The sequence below is a fragment of the Sphingorhabdus sp. genome, from assembly GCF_046292425.1.
GTDB lineage: Bacteria > Pseudomonadota > Alphaproteobacteria > Sphingomonadales > Sphingomonadaceae > Sphingorhabdus_B.
On sequence record NZ_JBKBQV010000019.1, the window covers coordinates 1 to 22780 of the forward strand.

General features: G+C 54.9%; 25 protein-coding genes and 1 other RNA gene. 10 read left to right on the forward strand and 16 right to left on the reverse strand.

Features of this window, described 5'->3' with window-relative positions:
* The coding region (locus tag ACK4S7_RS05780) for an alpha/beta hydrolase family protein (RefSeq protein ID WP_409645073.1) at positions 1 to 755 on the forward strand (755 nt) is incomplete at its 5' end.
* Between the two features lie 127 nt (positions 756 to 882).
* Here ACK4S7_RS05780 and rpsD read toward each other — a convergent pair.
* On the reverse strand, positions 883 to 1497 hold the full coding sequence (gene rpsD, locus ACK4S7_RS05785; protein ID WP_125229985.1) for a 30S ribosomal protein S4: 615 nt from the start codon (positions 1495 to 1497) through the stop codon (positions 883 to 885).
* Positions 1498 to 1676: 179 nt separating this feature from the next.
* Here rpsD and ACK4S7_RS05790 point away from each other — a divergent pair, with 179 nt between their 5' ends.
* Complete coding sequence (locus tag ACK4S7_RS05790; protein ID WP_409645117.1) at positions 1677 to 1994, forward strand: chorismate mutase; 318 nt, start codon at positions 1677 to 1679, stop codon at positions 1992 to 1994.
* A gap of 25 nt (positions 1995 to 2019) precedes the next feature.
* Here ACK4S7_RS05790 and ACK4S7_RS05795 read toward each other — a convergent pair whose 3' ends face one another.
* The 5 genes from ACK4S7_RS05795 to rpiB are packed head-to-tail and all read right to left on the reverse strand — an operon-like array spanning position 2020 to position 5354.
* Positions 2020 to 2742, reverse strand: coding sequence for an RNA methyltransferase (locus ACK4S7_RS05795; protein ID WP_409645074.1), 723 nt, complete (start codon positions 2740 to 2742; stop codon positions 2020 to 2022).
* Positions 2739 to 3200: a transcriptional regulator NrdR gene (gene nrdR / locus ACK4S7_RS05800; protein ID WP_409645075.1), complete on the reverse strand. Its 462-nt coding sequence runs from the start codon at positions 3198 to 3200 to the stop codon at positions 2739 to 2741. Before nrdR ends, ACK4S7_RS05795 begins: the two co-directional genes overlap by 4 nt.
* Positions 3201 to 3545 carry a zinc-ribbon domain-containing protein gene (locus ACK4S7_RS05805; RefSeq protein WP_409645076.1) on the reverse strand — a complete coding sequence of 115 codons (345 nt, stop codon included), beginning with the start codon at positions 3543 to 3545 and terminating at the stop codon, positions 3201 to 3203.
* Positions 3546 to 3591: 46 nt separating this feature from the next.
* Entirely contained in the window at positions 3592 to 4905 is a 1314-nt protein-coding gene (gene glyA, locus ACK4S7_RS05810; RefSeq protein ID WP_409645078.1) for a serine hydroxymethyltransferase, read from the reverse strand.
* On the reverse strand, positions 4902 to 5354 hold the full coding sequence (gene rpiB / locus ACK4S7_RS05815; protein ID WP_409645079.1) for a ribose 5-phosphate isomerase B: 453 nt from the start codon (positions 5352 to 5354) through the stop codon (positions 4902 to 4904). The genes glyA and rpiB overlap by 4 nt, the downstream gene beginning before the upstream one ends.
* Positions 5355 to 5470: 116 nt before the next feature.
* Here rpiB and ACK4S7_RS05820 point away from each other — a divergent pair, with 116 nt between their 5' ends.
* Complete coding sequence (locus ACK4S7_RS05820) at positions 5471 to 5677, forward strand: hypothetical protein (protein WP_409645080.1); 207 nt, start codon at positions 5471 to 5473, stop codon at positions 5675 to 5677.
* A gap of 62 nt (positions 5678 to 5739) precedes the next feature.
* On the opposite strand, the gene ACK4S7_RS05825 is transcribed toward ACK4S7_RS05820, so the two are convergent.
* Positions 5740 to 6396: an alpha/beta hydrolase gene (locus tag ACK4S7_RS05825; RefSeq protein WP_409645081.1), complete on the reverse strand. Its 657-nt coding sequence runs from the start codon at positions 6394 to 6396 to the stop codon at positions 5740 to 5742.
* Positions 6397 to 6510: 114 nt separating this feature from the next.
* On the opposite strand from ACK4S7_RS05825, the gene ACK4S7_RS05830 reads away from it, so the two are divergent.
* From ACK4S7_RS05830 to ssrA, 4 genes are all read left to right on the forward strand, one after another.
* Positions 6511 to 7551 carry a cysteine desulfurase family protein gene (locus tag ACK4S7_RS05830; protein WP_409645083.1) on the forward strand — a complete coding sequence of 347 codons (1041 nt, stop codon included), beginning with the start codon at positions 6511 to 6513 and terminating at the stop codon, positions 7549 to 7551.
* A complete protein-coding gene (locus tag ACK4S7_RS05835; protein ID WP_409645084.1) occupies positions 7548 to 8702 on the forward strand; it encodes a cysteine desulfurase family protein in 1155 nt (384 codons plus the stop codon). Before ACK4S7_RS05830 ends, ACK4S7_RS05835 begins: the two co-directional genes overlap by 4 nt.
* The gene (locus ACK4S7_RS05840; protein ID WP_409645085.1) at positions 8699 to 9031 is read left to right on the forward strand and encodes a 2Fe-2S iron-sulfur cluster-binding protein; all 333 of its coding nucleotides are present in this window, start codon (positions 8699 to 8701) and stop codon (positions 9029 to 9031) included. The genes ACK4S7_RS05835 and ACK4S7_RS05840 overlap by 4 nt, the downstream gene beginning before the upstream one ends.
* Positions 9032 to 9037: 6 nt before the next feature.
* Positions 9038 to 9417, forward strand: a transfer-messenger RNA (tmRNA) gene (ssrA, locus tag ACK4S7_RS05845).
* Positions 9418 to 9457: 40 nt separating this feature from the next.
* Here the strand turns inward: ssrA and ACK4S7_RS05850 are convergent.
* From ACK4S7_RS05850 to ACK4S7_RS05885, 8 genes are all read right to left on the reverse strand, one after another.
* Positions 9458 to 9682, reverse strand: coding sequence for a hypothetical protein (locus tag ACK4S7_RS05850; protein WP_409645086.1), 225 nt, complete (start codon positions 9680 to 9682; stop codon positions 9458 to 9460).
* 94 nt (positions 9683 to 9776) lie between these two features.
* Positions 9777 to 11033, reverse strand: a complete 1257-nt coding sequence (locus tag ACK4S7_RS05855) for an N-succinylarginine dihydrolase (protein ID WP_409645087.1) — start codon at positions 11031 to 11033, stop codon at positions 9777 to 9779.
* 2 nt (positions 11034 to 11035) lie between these two features.
* On the reverse strand, positions 11036 to 12067 hold the full coding sequence (locus tag ACK4S7_RS05860) for an arginine N-succinyltransferase (RefSeq protein WP_409645088.1): 1032 nt from the start codon (positions 12065 to 12067) through the stop codon (positions 11036 to 11038).
* Positions 12064 to 13272, reverse strand: coding sequence for a hydrolase (locus ACK4S7_RS05865; protein WP_409645089.1), 1209 nt, complete (start codon positions 13270 to 13272; stop codon positions 12064 to 12066). Before ACK4S7_RS05865 ends, ACK4S7_RS05860 begins: the two co-directional genes overlap by 4 nt.
* A 51-nt stretch (positions 13273 to 13323) precedes the next feature.
* Positions 13324 to 14145, reverse strand: a complete 822-nt coding sequence (gene rsmA, locus ACK4S7_RS05870; protein ID WP_409645090.1) for a 16S rRNA (adenine(1518)-N(6)/adenine(1519)-N(6))-dimethyltransferase RsmA — start codon at positions 14143 to 14145, stop codon at positions 13324 to 13326.
* Positions 14145 to 15161 (reverse strand): 4-hydroxythreonine-4-phosphate dehydrogenase PdxA, encoded by a 1017-nt coding sequence (gene pdxA / locus ACK4S7_RS05875; protein WP_409645091.1) that lies wholly within the window; start codon positions 15159 to 15161, stop codon positions 14145 to 14147. Before pdxA ends, rsmA begins: the two co-directional genes overlap by 1 nt.
* Positions 15161 to 16501: a peptidylprolyl isomerase gene (locus tag ACK4S7_RS05880; RefSeq protein WP_409645092.1), complete on the reverse strand. Its 1341-nt coding sequence runs from the start codon at positions 16499 to 16501 to the stop codon at positions 15161 to 15163. The genes pdxA and ACK4S7_RS05880 overlap by 1 nt, the downstream gene beginning before the upstream one ends.
* 105 nt (positions 16502 to 16606) lie before the next feature.
* Entirely contained in the window at positions 16607 to 18766 is a 2160-nt protein-coding gene (locus ACK4S7_RS05885; RefSeq protein ID WP_409645093.1) for an LPS-assembly protein LptD, read from the reverse strand.
* Between the two features lie 249 nt (positions 18767 to 19015).
* On the opposite strand from ACK4S7_RS05885, the gene ACK4S7_RS05890 reads away from it, so the two are divergent.
* From ACK4S7_RS05890 to ndk, 3 genes are all read left to right on the forward strand, one after another.
* On the forward strand, positions 19016 to 20473 hold the full coding sequence (locus ACK4S7_RS05890; RefSeq protein WP_409645094.1) for a leucyl aminopeptidase: 1458 nt from the start codon (positions 19016 to 19018) through the stop codon (positions 20471 to 20473).
* Between the two features lie 12 nt (positions 20474 to 20485).
* Entirely contained in the window at positions 20486 to 20917 is a 432-nt protein-coding gene (locus ACK4S7_RS05895; RefSeq protein WP_409645095.1) for a DNA polymerase III subunit chi, read from the forward strand.
* A gap of 67 nt (positions 20918 to 20984) precedes the next feature.
* Positions 20985 to 21407 (forward strand): nucleoside-diphosphate kinase, encoded by a 423-nt coding sequence (ndk, locus tag ACK4S7_RS05900; protein ID WP_409645096.1) that lies wholly within the window; start codon positions 20985 to 20987, stop codon positions 21405 to 21407.
* Here ndk and ACK4S7_RS05905 read toward each other — a convergent pair.
* Complete coding sequence (locus ACK4S7_RS05905) at positions 21374 to 22756, reverse strand: sulfotransferase family protein (protein ID WP_409645097.1); 1383 nt, start codon at positions 22754 to 22756, stop codon at positions 21374 to 21376. The genes ndk and ACK4S7_RS05905 overlap by 34 nt on opposite strands.
* Positions 22757 to 22780: the final 24 nt, after the last annotated feature.

Below are 22780 nucleotides of genomic sequence, written 5' to 3' on the forward strand. Positions count from 1 at the left end.
CAGTAAGCGTAAAGGCGGCAGACGGAACGTTGATACCAGGTTATCTCACTTTACCAGTAGGCAGCACGGGACAGGGCGTTCCAGCTATTGTTATGCCGCATGGCGGGCCAAGCGCGCGCGATGAATGGGGGTTTGATTGGCTCGCGCAGTATTTTGCTCATCAGGGTTTCGCCGTATTGCAACCCAATTACCGGGGATCATCAGGTTATGGTGATGGCTGGTATCAACAAAATGGTTTCAAATCATGGAAAATCGCGATTGGGGACATCAGCGATAGCGGGCGCTGGTTGATTTCAGAAGGAATAGCAGCACCTGACAAAATTGCGATATTTGGTTGGTCGTATGGCGGCTATGCAGCGCTTCAATCGGGGGTGCTGGATCCCTCTTTGTTCAAAGCTATCGTTGCAGTCGCGCCTGTTACCGATCTTGCCATGTTGAAAGAGCAAGAGCGCGGTTATATGAACTACCGTGTCACCCGCGATTTTATCGGGTCTGGGCCGCATGTCGCCGATGGGTCGCCTGCCCGAAACGCCAAACGTATCTCTGCTCCAGTCATGATGTTTCATGGTGATCTCGACCGGAACGTGGATGTCGCGCAAGCAAAGTTTATGGCTGATCAGCTAAAGAGTGCAGGGGCCGCACCCGAGCTGTTCATATACAAAAATCTGGATCATTATTTGGAAGATGGGGCCGTAAGGGCCGAAATGCTCCAGAAAAGTTCTGATTTTTTCAAAGCGAAGTTGCTTGTGAAGTAGGTACCTCAGGGACGCGTGGTACGGAATTTTACGAAGATAGCCCGCGTAAGGCGACACCAGCGGACATACGAGCACAAACAAAAAAGGCGGCCGCTAGGACCGCCTTTTTTGTAATTGTATCGGGAAATTAGCGCGAATAGAATTCGACGACCAGATTTGGTTCCATCTTCACCGGATAAGGGACTTCATCAAGCGTTGGGACGCGGGCGAAGGTTACCTTGTCGTTGCCGTCTACGGCAACATATTCTGGAATGTCGCGTTCTGCGAGGCCCTGTGCTTCGATAACCAAAGCCATTTCCTTGGCTTTCGGACCCAGGCTGATGACGTCACCGACGGCAACCTGACGGCTGGCGATGTTGCACTTCACGCCATTGACGCGGATGTGACCATGGCTGACGATCTGACGCGCCGCAAAAATGGTTGGGGCAAACTTGGCGCGATACACAACCATGTCCAAACGACGCTCAAGCAGACCAATAAGGTTTTGCGAGGTATCGCCCTTCATGTTGCTGGCTTCCTGGTAAGCGCGTTTGAATTGCTTTTCGGTTACGTCGCCATAATAGCCCTTGAGCTTTTGCTTGGCGCGCAGTTGAATACCGTAATCAGACAACTTACCCTTACGGCGCTGACCATGCTGGCCTGGGCCATATTCGCGTTTGTTTACGGGTGATTTTGGACGGCCCCAGATGTTTTCACCCATCCGGCGGTCAAGTTTATACTTCGAGCTTTTGCGCATCGACATATTCAGTCTCCAATTGCTAACAACGTTGTTTCCGGTCCCGCGCGACACGCCTAGGACGTGCCGGACACCTGCTTCACCGAAATGCAGGGTCGATTGCGAAGCGGCGCCTATGGCCGCTGATTGGCCTCATGTCAACATCTGGCTCGACTTTGAACGCGCTGAACCTTAAAGGCGCTGCCATGAGCAGCACCGCCAGCCCAATTCAACCCGCCACGTGTACAACCATGACCGAGGTCCGCGCTGGCGTCGATGCCGTTGATGCGCAACTAATCGAGCTACTTGCGGTTCGCTTTGGCTATATGGATGCCGCCGCTCGGATTAAAACTGAACGCGCCGCTGTCCGTGACGAAGCGCGCAAGCAACAGGTATTGGCCAATGTCCAGGCGGCGGCAGACAAGGCGGGGGTGCCCGTCGAGGTAGTTGCCGACCTTTGGGAGCGCTTGGTCGAAGCCTCCATCGCTTATGAATTTGATAAATGGGACGCCAGTCGCGCCTAATCACGCCATGTTTTCACGCGCCGACTTAACTGTCAGGCGGGCGGCGCTTGTTCAGGGTCGTGAGCACGCCGCGCAATGTCCTGACCTCAAGCGCATTCCACGCGGGCTTTGTGAGCAAATTGCGCAATGTGCGGCGCGTCACTGGTGCGCGGTCAATCGGGGTGAAATAGTTTAGCGGCTCAAGCATGGTTTCCAATTGCGCAATCAGGCCATCCAGCTCGAACTGCAATGCCGGTGGTTCCAAATCTGTCTTGGGCGGGCTGGCCAGGTTTTGGGTTTTCGACCATTCGTAAGCGCACAAGATGACCGCTTGTGCCAGATTCAGCGAGCCAAATTCGGGATTAATCGGAACGGTAATGATCGCGCGGGCGACATTGACCTCGTCACTTTCAAGCCCTGACCTTTCGGCTCCGAATAATATGGCGCTTCTACCTGAATTGCCCAGCATCTCACGCGCCGCCACTTCGGGCGTAATTACGGGCTTCGTGACGCCACGCTTGCGCACAGTTGTGGCATAGACATGCGCAATGTCAGCGGTTGCTTCTGCAAGGGTCGGGAAAACGGTAGCATTTGCTAACACGATGTCCGCACCAGAAGCAGCAGGTCCCGCGTCGGGGTTAGGCCAGCCATCGCGTGGAGCAACCAGTCGCAATTCGGTTAATCCAAAATTTAACATGGCGCGCGCTGCCTTGCCGATGTTTTGGCCGAGTTGGGGGCGGACGAGAATGATAATTGGCGACGAACTCATTTCTGCGCCGCTTCAACCACGCTCCCGGCGAAATCCTCAAAGTCCTTGGCTTCGCTAAAATCCTTATACACCGACGCAAATCGAATATAGGCGACGCTGTCCAGCGCCTTGAGCCCATCCATCACGAATTCACCAATCCGTTTGGTCTCGATTTCACTTTCACCCAGAGTTTCAAGTTGCCGCTGAATCGCCGACGCAAGCTTCTCAATCTGCGTATAATCGACCGGTCGTTTGCGGCATGCTACGGACAGAGAACGTTCCAACTTCTCCCTGTCGAACGGCTCGCGCTTGCCTTCGGTCTTGATGACCAAGATCTCACGTAATTGAATTCGCTCGAACGTCGTGAAGCGCCCGCCGCAACCCTCGCACTGCCGCCGCCTGCGGATCGCGCTGTTGTCTTCGGTGGGACGGCTGTCCTTGACCTGGCTATCGTCATGTCCGCAAAATGGGCAGCGCAATTATTTTTCCTGGTTCTTTTTCTTGTTCACATGCCGGTAGGCGACGATACCTGCGCCAATCAAGGCACCAGTGGCCAGTCCAATCGGTGCAATGATACCGGCAGCTGCGCCAATCGCGGCGCCGCCGGCAACTTTTTTCACCGTATCCTGATCGGCCAGATGCTTGCCAGTATGGAACGCATCCTTTGTCGCGCCCCAAAGCTCATCAGCCGCCTCACCGACATAATGCCGTGCTTGGTTGGGGATGCTTTCAGCCGCAAGCTGTTCCGGCGTTTTAGCACCGCAATTGGGGCAGAACTTGGCGCCCTCTCCATATGCCGCATTACACTCGTTACAAAATCCCATGGTCATTTCCCTTCTGTGTATTAGATGGGTAAGTCACCTATATAATTCAAGATGGGTAGATTGGGAAGCGGCTGCACAATTCGCGGACACGCAACCGGACCTCGGCCTCGATCGCTGGATCGCCCTGCTCACCCTTTCTACGCAAGCCTTCAAGGACATCAGAGATCATATGACCAATCTCGCGGAATTCCGCCGGGCCAAAGCCGCGCGTTGTTCCGGCAGGCGAACCAACGCGAATGCCGCTTGTCTTCACTGGCGGCAGCGGATCATTGGGAATGCCATTTTTATTGCACGTGATTGCCGCCCGCTCCAAGGCTTCGTCGGCATCGCGTCCGGTGATACCAAGTGGTGTGAGGTCAACCAGCGCCAAGTGCGTGTCAGTGCCGCCCGAAACGAGGTTGGCGCCACGCTCATGAAGCGTTGCTGCCAGTACCTTGGCGTTTGCGATTGTCGCTGCGGCATAGGTTTTGAAATCGGGTCGAAGCGCTTCGCCAAATGCTACTGCCTTGGCAGCGATAACATGCATCAATGGACCACCCTGGAGGCCAGGAAACACCGCAGAGTTGATCTTCTTGGCGATTGCCTCATCGTTGGTCATAATCATACCGCCACGTGGCCCGCGGAGCGTTTTATGGGTGGTATTGGTAACAACATGTGCATGCTCAAGTGGGTTAGGGTGAACACCGCCAGCCACGAGGCCAGCGAAGTGCGCCATGTCGACATGGAAGATGGCTCCAACTTCGTCGGCAATCGCACGGAAGCGGGCGAAATCAATGATGCGTGGGTAGGCAGAACCGCCAGCAATAATGATCTTTGGCCGATGTTCCCGGGCCAAACGCTCGACCTCGTCAAAATCGATCAGATGCGTTTCCGGGTGTACACCGAATTGTACAGCATTGAACCATTTACCTGACATCGCCGCCTTTGCACCGTGCGTGAGGTGACCGCCGGCATCCAGGCTCATGCCCAAAATGGTCTCGCCCGGTTTGACCAAAGCGAGCATGACAGCGCCATTGGCTTGGGCACCCGAATGCGGCTGTACGTTAGCAAATCCAGCGTTGAACAGCTTTTTCGCCCGTTCGATCGCAAGCGTTTCGACTTCGTCGGACGGGGCGCAGCCCTGATAATAACGCTTGCCTGGGTACCCTTCTGCATATTTGTTGGTGAACACCGAACCTTGCGCCTCAAGCACAGCTTTCGATACGATGTTTTCGGACGCGATCAGCTCAATCTGGTTTTGTTCGCGGTCCAATTCATGCGCGAGGCCAGCGAACACTTCGGCATCGGTTTCGGCCAAACCCCGCGTGAAGAAACCGTCGGGCTGAACATCGGATATATCGTGTGCTGGGCGCGTGTTCATGCTGGTTCCTTGGTCGTGAATGGGTTGGATAATTTGTCAACGCGGCGCTGGTGCCGGTCGCCACCAAAGTCGGTTGAGAGAAATGCGTCAATACAGGCTTTCGCCATTTCGATCCCAATGAGGCGCGCGCCCATTGCGATGACATTGGCGTCATTATGTTCGCGGGCAAGCCGCGCCGACAGAGGTTCAGATACAAGAGCAGCGCGCGCCGCCGGGTTGCGGTTCACGGCGATCGAAATACCTATGCCTGATCCGCACAAGGCTATGCCGCGATCAGCGGACCCGTCGGCTATCGCTGCAGCCAGCCTAAATCCATAATCGGGATAGTCGACCGAGCTTTCATCATGCGGGCCAAGGTCAGCGACGTCATGCCCGGAAGCATGCAGATATTCGGCCAGCGCTGATTTCAGCGCAAGGGCGGCATGATCTGAAGCGATAGCGATACGCATGGCACATCCTGTAGCAGCATGAGTCGGACTACGTTTCCCCTATGGGACCGCGCGGCAAAAGGCCATGCCGAATTTACGTGATTGCGTGGCTTATCCACCGTCTTTATGGAGTGGGCATGCTCAACGCCATATTGTCTATCGCGATGCTTTCTGCCTTCCTGTTGCTGTACGGTGCATGGAAGCGCTGGAAGCGGGATGGAGCTAACCAGCAAATGTGGCTGATGGTTGCTGCCGCTTTGGTGATATTTGCCAATGTAGCGATTTGGGTGGTGCCCGATGAGAAAGGGCAGTCACTGGTGACTGGCGCCGCCGAACAACCCTGAATAATTCACCCAGAGGTACGCAGTGAGTTGCGTTTGCAAACTAGGTGCCTCTGCGTAAAAAATCACTTAATTGGTGAATTAGGATCCAACCGGAAATCGAGATAGCCGTTCACTGACGCCATCAACATATCCATCTCATTTTCAAAGAAATGGTTGGCGCGGGGGATTTCGTCATGGTGAATGGTGATGTGCCGCTGTGTGCGCAGTTTATCGACAAGCTTCTGTACCGCATTGGGATTCACGACTTCGTCATTCACACCCTGAATGATGATACCCGACGAAGGGCAGGGCGCCAGGAAGCTGAAATCATACATATTCGCAGGCGGGGCAACAGAGATAAATCCGCGGATTTCAGGGCGACGCATCAAAAGCTGCATACCAATCCACGCACCAAAGCTGAAACCAGCGATCCACGTTGTTGATGCTTCTGGGTGAAAGCTTTGCACCCAATCGAGGGCTGACGCTGCATCGGACAGTTCACCAATGCCATTGTCGAATTCACCTTCGCTTCGGCCGACGCCGCGAAAGTTGAAGCGCAACACGCCAAATCCGCGCGCAACAAAAGTTTTGTAAAGCTGCTGCGTGATCCGATCGTTCATTGTCCCACCGGCCTGTGGATGTGGATGCAGGATCATCGCAATCGGCGCCCGTGGACGTGGTGGCGGCGAAAAGCGGGCTTCAAGGCGGCCTTCTGGACCGGGAATGGCAATGGCGGGCATATGATTGTTCGATTCTCAGAAATAGTGCCGAGCTTTGCCCGACGGTTCAGGCTTTGCAGGAATTGGAAGCGCTATATAGGGGGAACGACGATTTTCGCAACTGTCATGGAACCTATGCCCAACCAAAAACGCATATATCTCGATCACGCTGCCACGACGCCGATCATTCCTGCTGCCCGTGAAGCGATGGCCGACGCGATGCTGCGCTGGGCCAACCCGTCCTCGCCGCATCAAGAGGGCAGGGCCGCTCGCTTTGCGCTTGAGGATGCACGCAGTCGCATTGCATTGGCGCTGAACTGGGATGGAGAGGTTATCCTTACGAGCGGCGCCAGCGAGGCGATAGCACTTGGGCTTCGGAGCACGGCGGCGGTGGCGAGTTCGGTTGAGCATGATGCCGTACTTGCTGTGGCGGGGCCAAGCCGCGCGCCTGTAACAGGCGACGGGTATGTCGACATAAATACAATTACCGGCAATTGTAGATTTGCTGTTCAATCGGTGAACAACGAAACCGGCGTCATTCAAACGATGGAGGACATCGCCAAGGCCGTGCGCGAGGTTGGTGGTATATTGTTCGCAGATTGCTCGCAAAGCGCAGGAAAGTTGCAGCTACCCGATGCGGACATGATCGCAGTATCGGCGCACAAATTGGGCGGGCCACCGGGCATGGGTGCGTTGCTCGTGCGCAATCTCGGACTGTTGTCACCCACCGGCGGGCAGGAACAGGGCTATCGGCGCGGCACAGAGAATTTGCCCGCGACGATTGGGTTTGCGGCGGCACTCGAGGCGGGCTTCTCATGGATGGAAAACGCGGCTCGTCTGCGCAAAATGCTGGAAGACGCTTTGGTCGACTCCGGCGGAGAAGTTGTAGCGGCGAAAAGCAACCGACTGGCAACCATTGGCAGCTACCGCATGCCAGGCGTTGCGGCATCGAGCCAGCTTATCAATTTCGACATGGCGGGGATTGCGGTATCTGCTGGCAGCGCTTGCTCGTCCGGAACGCTCAAGACCAGCCATGTCCTGAGTGCGATGGGGTGGGACAAGAAATCCGCCTCTGAAGTAATCCGTGTGAGCTTTGGTCCCGACACCGTTGAAAGTGACATCATGCGGTTTCTTGAAGTCTGGCGCAGCATCGCCACGCGCGCAAAAGCCGCATGATATACCTCGATTACCAGTCCACGACGCCGCTTGCTCCCGAAGCTTTTGCGGCGATGGAACCCTGGCTGAAGAATGGCTTTGCTAACCCACATAGCGCCCATGCCGCGGGCAGGGCGGCGGCTGCGGCGGTTGAGTTTGCGCGCGACCAAGTTGCAGCGTTGTTGCCACCGGGCGGACGGGTTATCTTCACCTCCGGCGCTACTGAGGCGATAAATCTGGCGATTTTTGGGTGTGGCTTGCCGGTTATCGCGGCTTCGACCGAGCATGCAGCGGTCTTGGACTGCGTTCATGCACTGCATGGTCAGCTGCTCGCGGTAAACGACGAAAGCACTCTCCAAAGCCTCCCCGGAAAGGGAAGGTGGCACGCCACACGCGTGACGGAGGGTGAAGGAGACCAACCGCCGCCTATTGCTGCAAATCCCCTCAACCACGGGTTGCTTGGTGTCCCTCGCTATACTGGGGAGGAATTATTGGCTGTCATGCTCGTGAACAACGAGATCGGTACCATCCAACCCGTTGCTGAACTCGCCGCCGCGACTCACGCGCAAGGCGGGTTGTTCTTATGTGACGCCGTGCAAGCTTATGGGCGCATGCCCATTCCGGATGGCCCCGACTTGATCGCGATCTCGGCTCATAAAATCCATGGGCCAAAAGGCATCGGGGCCCTGTGGGTGCGCGATGGCGTGCAGCTCTTACCACAAATTCTTGGCGGGGGACAGGAACAGGGCATGCGCTCTGGAACGCTTTCTCCCGCTCTATGCGCCGGGTTTGGCGCTGCGGCAAAGCTGGCTGCAGACCGGATGGAAATAGACGCGGCTAATGTTGCCGTCCTTTGGGATCGCGCTACGGCTGCACTTGCCAATTGGACCATCAATGGCCCGACTACTGCGCGCTACAAGGGGAACCTGAACATCCGTCGCGAAGGACTGGATGCTGCGCGGCTGATCTCCGAATGCCGAAACATTGCCTTTTCCGCCGGGAGTGCCTGTGCGAGTGGTTCTGGGCGGCCAAGTCATGTGCTACGCGCCATTGGCCTAACTGATGCACAAGCAAAATCATCCATCCGTTTGGGCTTTGGGCGCTATACGACGGCTGAAGAGATTGATATTGCGGCAGAGGCAATCAACCGGGCAGCAGAGGCGATGTTATGATCAAAGTCACATTCATCAATGCCGAGGGCGAATCGCAGGAGGTGGAAGCTACCGAAGGCCAGAGCCTGCTCGACACCGCGCAAGCCGCTGGGCAGCCATTGGAAGGCACCTGCGAAGGCCAAATGGCGTGTTCAACCTGCCATGTGATCATTGATAAGGATTGGTTTGAGAAACTCCCCCGCGCGGTTGAGGATGAGGAGGACATGCTTGACCTCGCCAGCGGCGCACGGCGCACGAGCCGTTTGTCATGCCAAATCAGTTTGACGCCCGAACTCGACGGATTGCTCGTCCATATTCCGGCGGAAAGCCGAAATATGCAGGGGCTTTAACCACCTTCACTTCCCATTCACGAAAAAGCGACTATATAGGTCGGTGCCGGGTTCGCCCGGCTATGGTGATAAATTGCGATGTGCAATAGATGCAGCGGACCCGGGGGCGGTACCCGGCAGCTCCACCAAAATCTCTGTTTACCAGAGGTCTTGGAGGGGCTGAACTAGGATCGACGTGCGTTGAAAAGCATTGTTTTCGCCCGGCATGAATAAGCCGTGAAATGGTTCATAACCAATAGGTGCAAACGATAACTCAGCACTTGCTCTCGCAGCGTAATTTTGGGCCTCACGGTCTGAATTTACACTAAAAGAACGCGGCCGGACCGGCCGGGCAACAGAAAGGTTACAGCGGCTTGGGGAGTGCCGGGCAACAGAAACTCCCTACTTTCCCTACATTTGGTGATCGTTGAATTTCTGGTTAAGACCTCAGTCTTGGCCGAACGCCTTATCCAGTTCGACAGCTTCAAGCATTTTTGCTGCTGCAATGAACACTGCGCCAATACATAGCACGAAAAAGACTTTGCCGATGGTGCCTGGATATTGGATCATATATTCCTGCCCGCGTTTTACGGCGCCCAACCCAAGCGCATAGGTTATCATAAAGACTTCCAACTTGGTCTTGATTGTGAATAGGCGCAGGATCTTTTTCATAGTTAATTTTAAACGCAGCAATGCCCGTGCCAAGTCAGCATTTGTGCGGTACTTCGTAGTTAACGAAGCCCAGGTTTGTAAATAATTCCGACAGTCATGCGAGCATCGTGAGTTCACAGGCATTCAGCAGCGCCAACCGCGCCATCTGTACCTGGTCAGCTAAAGCGGCGTCACCTAACTGGTCGGGCGAAATGGTCTCCGGCCAACATGCCGAAACCACGCTGGCTATCCGATCCAGTTTGGCTTCATTGGCAATGAATCGGGGATCGACTGTTAAAGGGTTGGCTACAACCCGGAGACGCAGACAAGCGGGACCGCCGCCGTTTGCCATCGATTGGCGGACATCCACCGGTACCAGTTTGCGGATCGCGCCGTTGCCCGCCACCATTTTCGTCAACCAATCCCACACCCTCAAATTTTCCTGAGCTTCGCTCGGCAAGATCAAGGCCATGCCGCCACCGTCGGGCAGGGTGACCAACTGTGCATTGAACAGATAGCTTTGAATTGCATCGGCAAGGCTTACTTTGTCGGCAGGGACTATAACAATATTCGCCTCTGGCAAGAGCCGCTTGATATCGGCATATGTTCGCTCGGGGTGCTCGAATGCCTGTTCGTGGATGAAAAGGACGCGCTCGTTGGCTACTGCGACGACATCGTTGTGGAACGCGCCGGCTGCAATGGCAGTTTCGGATTGCTGCACAAATAATGTTCTGGCCGGGTCAAGCCGATGTGCACGCGCGACCGCTTTTGACGCCTCGATATGCTGGCGCGCGGGGAAAGGACCGCCCGCTTTGCCATAAACAAATATTTCGATACCTGCGTCCCCATGTGACGGACACAATCGCATAAAGTTGGCCGCACCTTCGTCGCCAAAAGGCGGAGGCACAGGACTGTGCACTTCAAAGTGCCGTTTGTCAGCAAAGGCCAGCCTCAACTGGGCGAGGGTTCCGGGCCATTCATGGCTACGGTGCGCCATCGTGATGAGGTTGGCGGCTGACAAGTGGCATTTGCCATCTAGTGTATCCGGTGCTGGGGAGACAGTTGCTGCGTTAGCGGCCCACATGGCAGAGGCAGAAAAGGCAGCCGCGCGGATATGCGGCTCGGCCGACTGCATGTCGGTAGAAAGCCCGGTCAGCCAGCTCTGGTTCGGGCGATCGAGCGGCATGAAAAAGCCCTGAACCAGACCAAGCCGCAGGTTTGCACGCATCTTTTCGATACCTTGCAACGCGGCGGCTCGGGGATAAGAAGGTGCGCCTGCGTTATCTGATGACGCCAAATTGCCGAGACTTAAGCCAGCATAATTATGACTTGGCCCGATGATGCCGTCAAAATTGATTTCGACCAACGCCATGGCTAGGACCGCTCCACATAGGTAATTTGATCGCCTGCCGAAATATCGAGTGCCCGTGCACTCTCTGCGTCTATAACTACATTGTCGTCCCGTTCTTCGATCCAGCCATAAGCAGCTTTAAATGCATGAAGACGGCCAAGTGTAATCAGCTTCTTCTCGCCCGCTTTATGCTCACCAACAGATTCGCTGACTTCTTGAACGATTGCATCCTTTGCTTCGCGGATACTGCGAATTTGGTCGGTACGCGCTGTCATGGTTGGCCCGCCGTCGAAGATATCGATATAGTTTTCCCAAGCAAAACCTTCATTCTCCAGCATCCTCATCGCGGCCCGGCCAGATGGATGGGGCACGCCGATGACTGTTTTTGCGCTTTCTTGAAGCATGGCGATATACACTGGATGTTTCGGCATGAGGTCGGCGATGAACTGGTTGCCAAATTTTGCGTTGAACTCGTCAGCTTCCTGAAAGCTCATTCCGAAAAAGCGACCGGCAACGCCGTCCCAGAAAGGAGATCCGCCGGCTTCATCAATCACGCCCCGGAGTTCCGCAATGGTTCTGTCTGCGAACCTTTGGCGGTGGTTGCGGATAAACAAATAACGGCTTCGCGCAATGAGCATACCAAGCCCGCCCGCGCGCTCGCCAGGATGCAGGAAAAGGCCACCGACTTCGGTCGTGCCCTCCAAATCCGTCGACAGGTTTAGAATGTCAGCGCGGAACGTGCGTTCCAGTTCGACACTATGCTGCGTCAACGCGCCAATGCGGTAGCTGTAGAACGGCCATCTTTGTCCCACTTTGCCAAAAATCTGGCAGGTGCCGCGCACTTCACCCGTAAGGCTATTCTGCAGAACGAAAACATAAAGATCGTCAGCAACTTCGTCACCGGCTCGGTCAAAGCCAGCAGCCGATCGTTCCAATTTCGCCGAGAGGGCCTTTTTATCGGGCGGAAGGTTGGTAAAGCCGCCGCCAGTCCGTTTGGCCATTTCATATATCGGTTGCAGATCGTCCATATTGGCCGGACGGATTACAAAGGTCATAAGGCCCCTTTTTCTGATAAACGCATAATGGTCAGCGCTGACAACTCCGCGCGTTCGACCAAGCTTTCAACGATGAGATATTCATCGGAACTGTGAATATTTCCGCCGCGAACCCCCATGGTGTCGACGACCGGCACACCGCAGGCTGCGATGTTATTACCATCACACACGCCACCACTGGAGCGCCATGCGATCGATAGGCCAAGATCGGAACCGCATTGTTTGACCAACTCAAAAAGCTTTGCAGTCTCGCTGTCTATAGGTTTAGGTGGCCGACCAAAACTGCCATGGAGATGCGCGCGCACATCATGTTCCCGCTCAACATCGGCGACGATCCTGCGCAAGTCATTTTCAGTCTGTGTCACGATGGCGGGTGTGCGCGGCCGGAAGTTCACCCGCAATATTGCGTGATCGGGCACCACATTGTTGGGACCGCCACCTTCAATCCTGGCTGGATTGACCGACAGCCCCTCGCGCGAAAGGCGCTTCAGCCTAAGTGCGAGGTCTGCCGCAGCAAGCACGGCATTGCGCCCGTCGTCCGGATTTCGGCCAGCATGGGCTGATTTGCCCGAAAGAATGATCGAAAAGTTGCCGCTTCCGCCGCGCTCGCCGGCGAGCGTGCCATCGGGAAGGGCCGGTTCGTACGTCAATGCCGCGAGTTTGTCCTGGGCAAGTTGCGCAATCAATTTTGCCGACGATGGGGACCCTACCTCTTCGTCGCTGTTGATAAGGATCTGGTATCCAGTGCCTTCAAGCTTGCCAGCCTGTTCGGCAGCTTGCAACGCCGCTAGCATCACGGCAATACCGCCTTTCATGTCGGCAACGCCCGGGCCATTGAGTGTCCCGTCATCCATCCACTGCAATCGCTGAAACGCGTGATCAACCGGAAAAACCGTGTCCATATGACCGGTAAACAGCAATTGCCTGGATGATTCCGGACGGACTGTAATCAACAAATGTCGGCCGTGAGTTACCGTTTGAACTGATCCATCTGTGAGTACGCGGTCCACTGCTTCGGGATCAGCAAAAGCAATGTCGCCCGGCAGAACCGAGAAGGCCTCGGCCAACATGGCTGCCGTCGTCGCCAAGCCGTCGAGATTTGCCGATCCGCTATTAACCGCCGCCCACGCCTGAACTTGATCAAGCATCTTTTGATGCTCGATAGTATCTAGAACCTGTCGTTCGCTGGCTGTTACCATTTGCATGACGCATGCTTTAGCTTTGGTTGATCGAAAGGGCCACCCCCGGCGTGTACGCTATCCGACTTCCCGGGCGAGCGCGCACCATTCGGTTATACTAACGGTTTCGGGCCGCCGGTCTTCGGCTATGCCAGTTTTATGTAGCGCTTCCAAAGCACCAGGAACTCCCTTCAGGCTTTGCCGGAGCATCTTGCGCCTTTGACCAAATGCGGCAGCAGTCAGATTTTCCAAAACCGACATTTTGACCCCACGCGCCGCCTCTTTTGGCGTGATATGCACTACGGCGGACATAACCTTGGGCGGCGGCGTGAATGCTGACCGATGAACCGGCATGGCAATTGATGCGTTCGATCTCCATTGTGCCAAAATCGCTAGGCGACCAAACGCGCCAGTGCCCGCCGATGAAACGATCCTGTCGGCAACCTCGCGCTGGAACATCAGCGTCAGACTTTTCCAAGCTGGAGGCCATTCATTGCCACCGAGCCAGCCAACGGCAAGTGCCGTGCCGACATTATACGGTAAATTGGATACGATGTGAAACGGCGCGCCAATCTCTACGAAAGGATCGATTTTCAGCGCGTCACCTTCAATAAGGCGTAACTGACCGGGAAATGCCTCTGCGAGTTCCGCCAAGGCTGGTAGACAGCGGTGGTCACGCTCCACGGCGAGTACATTCGCCCCTGCACGCAATAATGCTCTGGTCAGACCGCCCGGGCCCGGCCCTACCTCGTACACCTGCTCACCGGCTAAAGGGCCCGGTATGGCAGCAATGCGGTCGAGCAGCTTCTCGTCAAAAAGAAAGTTTTGTCCCAGAGCCTTACTGGCGGATAGACCGTGGCGGGCAATAACTTCCCGAAGTGGAGGCAAGGATGCCGGCATTAGCCGCAGTCAGCCGCAGCGAGCCGATGTAGAGCGGCGGATTCCGCCATTTTTATTGCTGCAATCATAGAATATGGCAGTGCCTTGTTTTCACCCGCAATTCCAAACGCCGTTCCGTGGTCAGGAGACGTCCGGACAACTGGCAAGCCAAGTGTAATATTCACGGCTTCATGAAAATAGATTGTCTTCAACGGAATAAGCGCCTGATCATGATAGGCGCATAAAGCGGCATCATAATGGGCGCGCGCTTCGGCGTGGAACATGGTGTCGGCGGGCAAGGGGCCAATAACATTAAACCCTTCTGCTTTGATCTGCTCAATGGCAGGCTCAAATATGTCCAGCTCTTCGCGACCCATATTGCCAGCTTCGCCAGCATGTGGGTTGAAGCCGGCAACAGCGAGCCGAGGATTCATAATGCCGAAATTCCGTTGAAGGCCCTTGGCGGTTGCGCGCAAGCGCTGACGTATAAGCCTGCCGTCAAGCTTCCCCGCTACCTCGGCTAGCGGGATATGCGTTGTCATGGGTACCACGCGCAAATCGGGACCAGCGAGCATCATGACCGCGTTGTTTTTTGCAATACCGCAGCGTTCGGCAATAAACTCTGTTTGGCCCGGATGGGTGAAGCCAACGGCATACAGCTGTGATTTGGAAACCGGGCCGGTGACAAGCGCTGCAGTACTGCCCGCACGGGCGAAGCCAACTGCCATTTCGAGTGCCTGAAAAGCGCAATGCGCACCGTCGAGATCGGGCCTTCCAGGAACAACCGAAATGCAGTTGTGCAGATGAATGACCGGCAAGGCATTGTCAAAATGCTCCAATGTATCCGCTGGGTCGTCGATACGGATAACCGGTCCATTCCAATGCGGCGCAAAGCTTGCGATGTCGCCAATAGCAAAGAAGGGCGCCAATCTCGCAGAACGACGCGCTTCCCATGCTTTACCAATGATTTCAGGCCCGATACCAGCCGGGTCACCGACCGAAACGGCCAGTGGCAGTTCCAGTCGGCCGGGCCGCATCAGTTATATTCGATGACAGCGTCGCGGCGCAAATCGCGCAGATATATCCGAGCGCGTTTGTTAACCCGTTCTTCTTCCAACCGCGACATGATTTCGTCAAAGCTCTCCGACGCAGCCTCTTGAGGGGCATCACGTCCGCACAGAACGAATACGCGAACGCCGTCCTCCAAGGATCCATAAGGCGGTGTGGATTGACCGATCTGCAAGTCCAACATCACTTGCTGTAACGGTGCAGGCAGGTCCCGGATTTTGATACCGTCGCGGTTGACGACATCAGCACCCAGTTTGCGCGCCATTTCATCTGCTGCGCCGCAACCCGTTATCATCTGCGTTTCTTCGCTAAATCTCCTTACCAAGGGCGTTACCTGGGCCTCGGTAGTCCCCTTGGGAAAAGTGATTGCAATTTGCTTCAGGCTCAGCACCGAGTCACGCGGATCGGAAGTCGCAACTTGGCGCTTGTCGATCATGAGGAGGATCGAAATCCCACCGGGGGATGCAACTGCCTGAACCTCGTTCGCATTCATACCGGCTGCTGCAGTTGCCAGCGATTGCGGTAATTGCCCAAGCGTCAGCCAGCCAAGATCGCCACCAACCGATGCCGTCGAAGCTTCCGAAAATTGCCGAGCATAGGCAACGAAATTGCCGCCTTGGCGAAGCTGATCGATGATTTTTTTCGCATTCTCCGTGACCGCCGGCAGTGTTTCAGGCGTAGCTGACAAATAAATTTCGCCAAGTCGATATTCGGTCGTTCCCTTCGTTGCCTTGATACGTTCGATAATGGCATTGACCTCATCGTCGCTGACATTCGCCGATGGACGCACATTGCGGGAAAGCAACCGGCTCCATGATAATTCGCCCTTAATCTGGCGCTTCAACGTTGCAACCGATGCGCCGATCGAAACCAGATATTTTTCCACTTCGCTTGCCGGGCGGTTGAAATTCTGTTGAGCAACGCGGTCGAAATATTGATTCACCTCAGCGTCGGTCACTTCAATCTCATTGGCCTTTGCTTCTTGTATCTGCAACGTTTCGTCGATCAAATTGGTAAGGATCTGCGCGCGAAACCGGGCCAACTCTTCAGGCGGCAATTTGTTGTCATTGGCCGCGACGATCAGCGCGAGACGATGATCAATGTCGGTTCCGGTGATGATCTCGCCGTTCACCTGTGCCGTTGCGCGCCGCACATTAGGATCATTTTTGCCGAACAGCTGTTGTCCGTCCGGTATGGCGAGACTGGCCTCTGGTGCCACGTTATCGGTGACAGTTTGGGCAATCAGCGGTGTCAGTGCCGTGGCGGAAACAAGCACGGCAGCAAGGGACAAACGCTTGAGTAATTTCATCGATGATTATCCAGTATACAATCGGCTTGGGCAGCCAGTTAGCCATTCGCTGCTGAACAGCAGATGAGCGACATTTTGCCCGTCCGGAAATTAATTATTGTTGCCTTACACACCCAGATTGCGAAACGCCAGACGGAACAGGAAGCTGTTGCCCCGTTGCGAATCGCCTACGGGCTGATAGTCCCGTCGCCACGATAGACTTAACGATAAACAGTCGTCGTCATATGACACACCAAGCCTGTGACGAATGGGGTCAAAGCCATCCGACAGGCTCGTCGGGTCCTCTTTGGTGTTTGTAAGGTCAACAATTGTCGAACCAAATACTGACCAGTATTGCGCAACGCGAACGCGGCCTGCGAGACGAATTTCCTCACGGTCTGCCAAATCTTCGACCGTGGGGCCAATGTTGCGGTTTAACTTGAGATATCCGGCCTGCAAATATGTGCCCTTTGAGCCGATAGTCGCGTCAATTTCGTTACGGCGGATGGCGAGATTATCCTTGTCCAATCGGAACCGGTGAGTCAGATTTACAATGTTTTTAAAACGAAATTCGGTCCGGCCAACAAAATCGGAGGCCTTGTCGGAAAGCCCTGTACCATCCGGGAAAATCGACGCGCGGTTCGACAGGCGGTAACTTTGGCCCAAATTTATATCGGCCGTGAAATCCGACTTTCGCAGAGACCAGTCAAAGCCGTAAGTGATACGATAGTCATCTTCAAACCTGTCGTAACCGGGGAAACGGTTTAGGGCGAACAGATTGCTGTCCTCCAAATCAACGGCACGTGAATCTTCATTCGGAATTTTAAGATTGGATATTGAGGGTGCAGCCACCACTTGCACTCTTGGAGTAAAAATCTGCGTGCCGCCAAAGGCTTGGCCCACAAACGGCCATTTCACATCGGCCGCCGCGGCGAAAATGGCACGGTGCTGCCAACCTGAATCACCCCGGTAAATATCAGTCAGCGTGCTTGCATTTTCGTCACTGTGATACAGGTCGCCGCGCGCCAGCATCGTGAAGGTCACTTCCTGACCCAGTCCCGTAATTTTGCGCAGGTCCCATTTGGCGGCGGCAAACGCGCGCTGGGTGTCCTGACCTTCTGTACGGCCAATCGCCAAGCTGTTCGCTTGAAGCTGGATTGTGCCCCCAATCACGGGCGCCTCCATGCGACGGCGATAATCGATTTCCGGTAGAGCGATGGGTGCCAGACCCTGCCGATCCCCCGTCCGTAGCGTTTGCACCGCCCAACCGGCCAGCGAAAAATAGCTATTATTATCAATACGCTCAGCAGAAAAGGTCGAACGCAGCCTGTCGTCGCGACTAATGTCATACCGGCGCAGGAATGTACGGTCTGATGCGTAGCGGCCTGAGGCCGAAACGGACCAATAAGGATCAAACTGAAATTTCCCAGCGCCTTCCAGATATCCACGAAACACGTTTGCACCGACGGGAATTTTAGCGCCACTCGTGCTAATACGATTACTGTAGGTGCCATAGGCAGTGATATCGATGGCGCCTTTTTTCTCAAGCGACCTGAAATTGACCCGTCCCAAAGGGGCTGCGTTTGAAAAAGCAGTTATGGCGGCGGTCAGATCCCGGTTCTGCGCCATCCGCCAATAGTAAGCCTGTTCAAGTTCCACGCCATTGTTGCGAGAAAAGCCGATGCTTGGGACAAGAAAGCCGCTGCCCGCCTCAGCATCCACGGGATGCGATAAAAAGGGCAACGGGATAACTGGCAAACCGAAAAGCTCAATTCGCGCACCTTCATAAACGACGCGCTTTTTTGCAGGATCATAGACGACCTTAACGGCCTTGACTTCCCAGCTCGGCTTTTTGGGGCAGCCATCTGCAGTTTCTACCTTGCATGCCGTATAGGCTGCATAATCAAGGGTGTAGACACCGTCTTTGCGTGACCCGCGATTGGCGGCCAACCGACTTTCGTCAGCCAGCACAACCAACATATTATTGATGACGCCGTCTTTCAGCGCGTCAGTCAGTTCAATCCTGTCACCATAAGCAACGTCACCGTCTGGTCCTATGGCACGGATGTTTCCCTCGGCGACAACCTCGCCACTATTGCGGTTCCACACAATCGTATCGGCACGCACGAAATAGCCCTCGCGATTGGCTATGACGTCGCCTTTTGCTGTGACGATTTCTGTGTTGGAATCATATTCGACGACCGCTGCGGAAAACCCGATCTGGTCACTGGCCTGTTCGTCAGCCGCAACCGGAGCCCCGGTTTGGGCCAGGGCAATGGTCGACATCGATGCGCACCCAAGCAATATTGGCATGAGCATAATGCGAACGAAGAAAGGGCGGGGGCCGTGGATATTCATAAAAACCGATACGCCCTTTATAGCCGCTATTGCCGTGGGTCCACCCATGTTGCCGCGTATCGCTGTATTTGCGGTTAACCGATGGCCACATTGGGCCATCTTTTGCTTTAACGAGAAGCTTTATTAGGCCTATAGAACTGTCAAAGACGACACCCAGCGGAAAGGCTGTTTAATTCCATGAAGATCAACTTTACCGATGCACGCCCCCAAGATGCCGATGTGCTCGCATTTATCGTCACCAAAAGCACATTTGCTGATTTCCACTTTCCTTTGGAAAAAGCTGACATCATACACGCGACCGCCAAGCTTGCGCGTTTTGACGGCTCCGCTGGACAGAACTTCCTGTTGATTAACGAAGAGGGTGGCAAGCTCGTGCGGATTGTACTGCTTGGCGTTGCCGAAGGGGACACCGCTGACTACCAGAAAGCAGGCGGTGACATCATCGCGAAGGTCCAGACGTCCGGCGCAAAACATATTGCCGTTCATGCTGCGAACTTGACTGCACAACACGCCGCCGAGGTCGCTTATGGGGCCACTTTGCGCAACTGGCGGATGGACAAATACCGGACCAAATTGCCTGAGACCTCCAAGCCAACCGTCGAAGCGCTGACCATAGTTGCTGCCCCCGCCGATGCGGGCGGCCATTGGGTGAACTATCAGGCTGTTGCAGACGGCGTTGCCCTGACCAAGGAACTGGTAACAGAACCGGCCAACGTCATTTATCCCGAAAGCTTTGTTGAGCGCTGTCAGCATTTAAAAGAACTGGGCGTAGAAATCAGTGTGCTTGACGACAAGGATATGGCAGCGCTTGGCATGGGCGCATTGCTCGGCGTTGCGCAGGGTTCGCGTCGACCGGCACGCCTGTTGGTGATGAAGTGGGACGGCACAGGCGGCACCCACGAGCGGCCAGTTGCGTTGGTTGGCAAAGGTGTGACCTTTGACACTGGCGGCATTTCTATCAAGCCCGCTGCTGGTATGGAAGATATGAAGTGGGACATGGGAGGTGCTGGTGCCGTTGCTGGTGCCATGAAGGCATTGGCGGGACGCAAAGCAAAGGCTTATGTGGTTGGCGTATGCGGCCTTGTGGAGAACATGCCCGATGGCAATGCGCAGCGACCAGGCGATGTTGTAACGTCCATGTCGGGGCAAACCATCGAGGTTCTGAACACTGACGCAGAAGGACGTCTGGTGCTTTGCGATGCGCTGCACTGGGTACAGGAGAAGTTCAATCCAGAGTATATCGTCGATTTGGCAACACTTACCGGCGCGATCATCGTATCGCTGGGCAGTGAATATGCTGGGCTCTTCTCAAATAGTGATGAGCTAGCTGATAAGCTGACAGCCGCTGGCAAATCTTCGGGCGACCCGCTTTGGCGTTTCCCGTTGTCCAAGGCTTATGACAAGATGATCGATAGCCCGATTGCCGACATGAAGAACATTGGCGGCAAAGGCGCAGGCTCCATCACTGCCGCCCAATTCCTTGGCCGTTTCATCAAGGACGGTGTGAAATGGGCGCATTTGGATATCGCAGGTACGGTTTGGGCCGATAAGGCTGGTGCCGTGTGGGACAAAGGGGCGACCGGCTTTGGTGTCCGTTTGCTTGACCGCTTTGTCGCCGACAATTTTGAAGGCTGAATTAGCCTCATCATGCAGGTCGACTTTTACCAGCTAACCCGCGATCCTGCTGAAAAAGTGCTTCCCTTTATTGCCCAGCGCGTACTGGACGATAAAGGGCGCTTGCTGATTGTGAGTGATGACAGCGCACAGTTGGATGCGATATCGTTGGCGCTGTGGACATCGAGGGCAGATAGCTTTTTGGCACATGCCCGATCAGGCCAAGCCGATGATGCCCTGCAGCCCATATTGCTGTCGGATAAAACCGATGCATCAAACGGTGCGCGGTTTCTGGCCATTGCAGATGGGAATTGGAGAATGGTCGAACATGACTTTGACCGAGTCTTCTATCTCTTTCCGCCGAACAAGACCGACAACGCACGCGCCGCGTGGCGCACGCTAGGGGTCGGTGTGGATCGGCGTTACTGGAAACAGGACGGCGGCAAATGGATGCAAGGGCCATAACACTTGCACTAAACAGCAAGCAACGTTAGAGGCGCGCCCAATTCCCCCTTAAAGTTAGGAGCTTTTTATGGCGATTACGCGCACCTTTTCAATCATCAAACCTGACGCAACCCGCCGCAACCTGACAGGCGCCGTGACTAAAATGCTTGAAGAAGCTGGCCTGCGCGTCGTCGCTTCCAAGCGGATTCACATGTCGCGTGAGCAGGCCGAGGGCTTTTACGCTGTGCACAAAGAGCGTCCTTTCTTCGGCGAACTCGTTGAATTCATGATCAGCGGCCCCGTGGTCGTTCAAGTGCTTGAAGGTGAAAACGCCATGCAGCGCAATCGCGACATCATGGGTGCAACCAACCCTGAAAATGCCGAGCCTGGCACGATCCGCAAAGAGTTGGCCGAAAGTATTGAAGCCAATACCGTTCACGGTTCAGACAGCGACGAAAACGCAGCGGTTGAAATCGCCTATTTCTTCAAGCCTGACGAAATTGTTGGATAATTCATATAGATCATGATGTTATGACTGCACCCTCTCAGCAGGGGTGCAGTCTTTTTTGATGAGGGGCTGCTGTTAACGGACAATAAATCCGTCTTTCCTCCCACGTGCTGAAATGCTCTGCTCACGATACCAGCATTTAGGCCGAAATCTTCCAGACGATAACAATGCGGGTCGCTCCCCGCTCTGTGGTTGCCATGGCGGCGTTTCATGCCATTGAGTATTTTTTCGGTAACACCGAGGCCGAGACTGCGGTAAACCTCTCGCATCGAAGAGCGCCAATCACGATCCATTTGGTCGTAGCCAACTTCGACCACAGGATATTTATGTTTCGAGAGCCTCTTCTTTGCGACTCTCTCACGCAGGGCGGTGCGCGTTAGCCACTCAAGGCCTAGTTCGGCCATATCGACATCGTCACTTTGAATTAGCCGCTGATTGGCAACAAGTGAGCAGGTTGACCCAACAACTTCGCGCGGGTCCCGCGTAACATGCACTATCCGGGCTTCCGGAAACACCGACAATAGTGCGTCGATATCTTCCATGAATTGAGGCACCTTCAACACGCGCGGACGAGGCTGGCCTTTCTCGTGCCATTGATGGGTTTGAATAAGCTGTTTCAATAGCCGGTAAGTGGGAGCGGCGTCTTTTCTGTTGTTGGCTGCGACAAAAGACGGAATGTGCCATTGCGCGTCAAATGGCGTGCTGGAAAACCCGAGGCCAAGCCAGCCAATTTCCTCGTCGACAGCGGTGGCTGATGTCGGATGGATGCTGGAAAACTGGGGGTTTAATAAACTGATAGCTTTCAAAATTGCCCAAGCCTTTGCGGGACGCCAGTCAAGCCAACGAGGTGGCACAGGGTGCCAGCTGTCACAAAAGCGTGTGGCCGAAAACCGGTCATCGCTCGCCATCATACGTTGCATCCGCGTTGTGCCGGCGCGCATGTGGCCAAGAACGATGATTGGAGGAGGGACGGGTAACTCTAATATTTCCGGATGATGTTTCCAAAGGATTTCCAGTCTCATCCTTTGGCGAACCATTCTTACGAGTTGGCCATATGCGATGGTCTGGCCTAGCGGATTTAGTCTGGCCTCCTCCCCAATAGCCGAAGTCAGGGACCAAAGGCGTCCGGTCCATTCACTATAATCAGGGAAACCTTTTATGTTAAGTCCAATTGCGCCTGCGCGAAGTATTTTATCCGGATCAAGGTCTGGACGCTGCGACCAGCCGCGCTCCCATGCAAGTTCCAACAGGCGGTTTAGTCGCTGTATCCTTGCTGAAGATAAAACGGGCGCGGCAGCGGAAGTTCCGGCCGCAGAACGATCAAGGGTAAGTGTTGATTGCGTGGCCGACATTCAAAACCAGAACGCCGAAAAACC

Excerpts from the sequence above, each read along its gene's own strand:
- rpsD (WP_125229985.1), bottom strand. The coding sequence starts at position 1,497 with ATGTCGATGCGCAAAAGCTCGAAGTATAAACTTGACCGCCGGATGGGT.
- ACK4S7_RS05790 (WP_409645117.1), top strand. The coding sequence starts at position 1,677 with ATGAGCAGCACCGCCAGCCCAATTCAACCCGCCACGTGTACAACCATG.
- ACK4S7_RS05795 (WP_409645074.1), bottom strand. The coding sequence starts at position 2,742 with ATGAGTTCGTCGCCAATTATCATTCTCGTCCGCCCCCAACTCGGCCAA.
- ACK4S7_RS05805 (WP_409645076.1), bottom strand. The coding sequence starts at position 3,545 with ATGGGATTTTGTAACGAGTGTAATGCGGCATATGGAGAGGGCGCCAAG.
- glyA (WP_409645078.1), bottom strand. The coding sequence starts at position 4,905 with ATGAACACGCGCCCAGCACACGATATATCCGATGTTCAGCCCGACGGT.
- rpiB (WP_409645079.1), bottom strand. The coding sequence starts at position 5,354 with ATGCGTATCGCTATCGCTTCAGATCATGCCGCCCTTGCGCTGAAATCA.
- ACK4S7_RS05820 (WP_409645080.1), top strand. The coding sequence starts at position 5,471 with ATGCTCAACGCCATATTGTCTATCGCGATGCTTTCTGCCTTCCTGTTG.
- ACK4S7_RS05825 (WP_409645081.1), bottom strand. The coding sequence starts at position 6,396 with ATGCCCGCCATTGCCATTCCCGGTCCAGAAGGCCGCCTTGAAGCCCGC.
- ACK4S7_RS05830 (WP_409645083.1), top strand. The coding sequence starts at position 6,511 with ATGCCCAACCAAAAACGCATATATCTCGATCACGCTGCCACGACGCCG.
- ACK4S7_RS05835 (WP_409645084.1), top strand. The coding sequence starts at position 7,548 with ATGATATACCTCGATTACCAGTCCACGACGCCGCTTGCTCCCGAAGCT.
- ACK4S7_RS05840 (WP_409645085.1), top strand. The coding sequence starts at position 8,699 with ATGATCAAAGTCACATTCATCAATGCCGAGGGCGAATCGCAGGAGGTG.
- ACK4S7_RS05850 (WP_409645086.1), bottom strand. The coding sequence starts at position 9,682 with ATGAAAAAGATCCTGCGCCTATTCACAATCAAGACCAAGTTGGAAGTC.
- ACK4S7_RS05855 (WP_409645087.1), bottom strand. The coding sequence starts at position 11,033 with ATGGCGTTGGTCGAAATCAATTTTGACGGCATCATCGGGCCAAGTCAT.
- ACK4S7_RS05860 (WP_409645088.1), bottom strand. The coding sequence starts at position 12,067 with ATGACCTTTGTAATCCGTCCGGCCAATATGGACGATCTGCAACCGATA.
- ACK4S7_RS05865 (WP_409645089.1), bottom strand. The coding sequence starts at position 13,272 with ATGCAAATGGTAACAGCCAGCGAACGACAGGTTCTAGATACTATCGAG.
- rsmA (WP_409645090.1), bottom strand. The coding sequence starts at position 14,145 with ATGCCGGCATCCTTGCCTCCACTTCGGGAAGTTATTGCCCGCCACGGT.
- pdxA (WP_409645091.1), bottom strand. The coding sequence starts at position 15,161 with ATGCGGCCCGGCCGACTGGAACTGCCACTGGCCGTTTCGGTCGGTGAC.
- ACK4S7_RS05880 (WP_409645092.1), bottom strand. The coding sequence starts at position 16,501 with ATGAAATTACTCAAGCGTTTGTCCCTTGCTGCCGTGCTTGTTTCCGCC.
- ACK4S7_RS05885 (WP_409645093.1), bottom strand. The coding sequence starts at position 18,766 with ATGTCGACCATTGCCCTGGCCCAAACCGGGGCTCCGGTTGCGGCTGAC.
- ACK4S7_RS05890 (WP_409645094.1), top strand. The coding sequence starts at position 19,016 with ATGAAGATCAACTTTACCGATGCACGCCCCCAAGATGCCGATGTGCTC.
- ACK4S7_RS05895 (WP_409645095.1), top strand. The coding sequence starts at position 20,486 with ATGCAGGTCGACTTTTACCAGCTAACCCGCGATCCTGCTGAAAAAGTG.
- ndk (WP_409645096.1), top strand. The coding sequence starts at position 20,985 with ATGGCGATTACGCGCACCTTTTCAATCATCAAACCTGACGCAACCCGC.
- ACK4S7_RS05905 (WP_409645097.1), bottom strand. The coding sequence starts at position 22,756 with ATGTCGGCCACGCAATCAACACTTACCCTTGATCGTTCTGCGGCCGGA.